This window comes from Helicobacter mehlei (genome assembly GCF_003660265.1).
GTDB lineage: Bacteria > Campylobacterota > Campylobacteria > Campylobacterales > Helicobacteraceae > Helicobacter > Helicobacter mehlei.
In genome coordinates, this window is the sequence record NZ_QXQP01000053.1 from 1 (window position 1) to 1,668 (window position 1,668).

At 43.8% G+C, this 1,668-nt stretch carries 1 protein-coding gene and 1 pseudogene; both read left to right on the plus strand.

The window, feature by feature from the left end; genetic code table 11:
• Positions 1 to 1,459: putative barnase/colicin E5 family endoribonuclease (locus EAO36_RS08160; protein ID WP_459562060.1), on the plus strand; the 1,459-nt coding region annotated here is incomplete at its 5' end.
• Positions 1,459 to 1,668 (plus strand): annotated as a pseudogene (locus tag EAO36_RS08165) (DNA-methyltransferase); the annotation flags it as partial. The gene EAO36_RS08160 and the pseudogene EAO36_RS08165, both read left to right, overlap by 1 nt.

Here is a 1,668-nt window from a genome sequence, read left to right on the forward strand (position 1 = left end):
TGCAAAGGAATTTAAAAAGTCCATCGGTAACCACGATGTGGCGGATTCACGCCCGTTAAATACGGGTGATTCCTTAGATACCGCTATGGACTTGGGCAATCCTACCAAACCCCCCCTTAACAATCAAACCCCCTTACTTCCCTATAAGCCCAACACACATATCCCAGCCACGACTAAAGAAATCCTAGCCGCAGGCAGAAACGCGCATTTAGACAAGCAAGACATCTTAGACGCCATTAGATTTAAAAACAAGCTTTTAGAAGACATTTTAAAACCTAACCCCGCCTTTGGAGAGAATTTTAAAGAATTTGCGCTTAAGGGGAAAGAGGCGGTTAGCAAGCTTTTAAAAGAAAAACGCGGGCAAGTAGCCGGGGCGTTTTATAGAGAGGACTTGGGTTATATTGATTTGGTGTGGGGGAGTGTAGAGGGTAAAGGTAAAGAGGCTAAAGGCCTAGAGTTATCTAAGATTGTAGAAAAGCATTTGGAGGATTTTAAGGACTTTAAGGGCAACACCCCATACGAAAAACTAGCGCATGGCCTTGATGAGATTATGGCTAAAGGGCAAGCTGTCCAAACCCACAATGGTTACAATATCCTCTACAATGGTTATAAAATCGGGCTTAACGAGGGGTGGAATCAAGGGGGCGTTAAAGTCGGTAAAAATAAGTGGGTGGTTACCGCTTATGACAACTCTAGGGATTTAGCGAGCAAGAGCCAAGGTCGCAACTCTGACTCTTTGACTAAGGGCGAGACTCTGCCCCTAAACTCTAAACCCGACTCTACCACATCCCCCCTTAAAAAGCGCGCAAAACCCAAAGAAAAGAAACCCGAGATGACCCCAGAAGAAGAAGAGCAAATAAATAAACGCCTTGAAGAAGCGATGAAAAGAGCCGCCCAAGAGCACCAGCAAGAAGAAGGGCAAAAGAGTTTAGAACTTAAAAAGGTTTTTAAAAAGCATTTTGACTTTAAAGACGATGACATCTTTAACTTCAACTTCCCTAAAGAATTAAAGGCGCAAATAGAAGAAGTGGCTAAAATCCACAACCTAGATTTAAATTATAGCTTTGAGAAACTCAGCCATGGACTAGAGCCTCTTTTTAAAAAGGAGGATGTGCCCCTTTTAAAACAAATTGTAGAAAAACCCGACTATGTGTTGCAAAGTTTCCACGGGCTTGAGTTCTACAAAAAGGTTAATGGGGAGTGGTATTATTTTGCGCATACGAGGGCGAGAGAAAAAGAAAGTTTCTATCTTTTGGAGGCTAAAGAAAAGCAAGTTTTGCAGAGATTAGTTAGACATATCATCTTGGGCAGGGACCCTGTTGCTAAAAATGCAGAAGAGGAGCACGCTATTTGGACAGCCAAAATGCAGGGCCTAAACATAACGCCCTTTTCAGAAATCCCATGGCCTGAGCAGTGGCCTAAAGAGTGGCCCAAAGATACCCCCATGGAGCGTGAGTGATGCTAACCCCCTATCTTAACCAAGTTTTTAACGCCGATGCGTTAGGCTTTATGCAGGGCTTGCCTAATGCTTGTATAGATTGTGTGTGTATCGATCCGCCCTATTGTAGCGGGGGGGTAAAAAGCTTGAATGCGCGCAATGCCAGCACCAATAAGAAGTATGTTGGCAACAACACCAAGTATTACGAGTTTTGTGGGGATGGCAAGGAC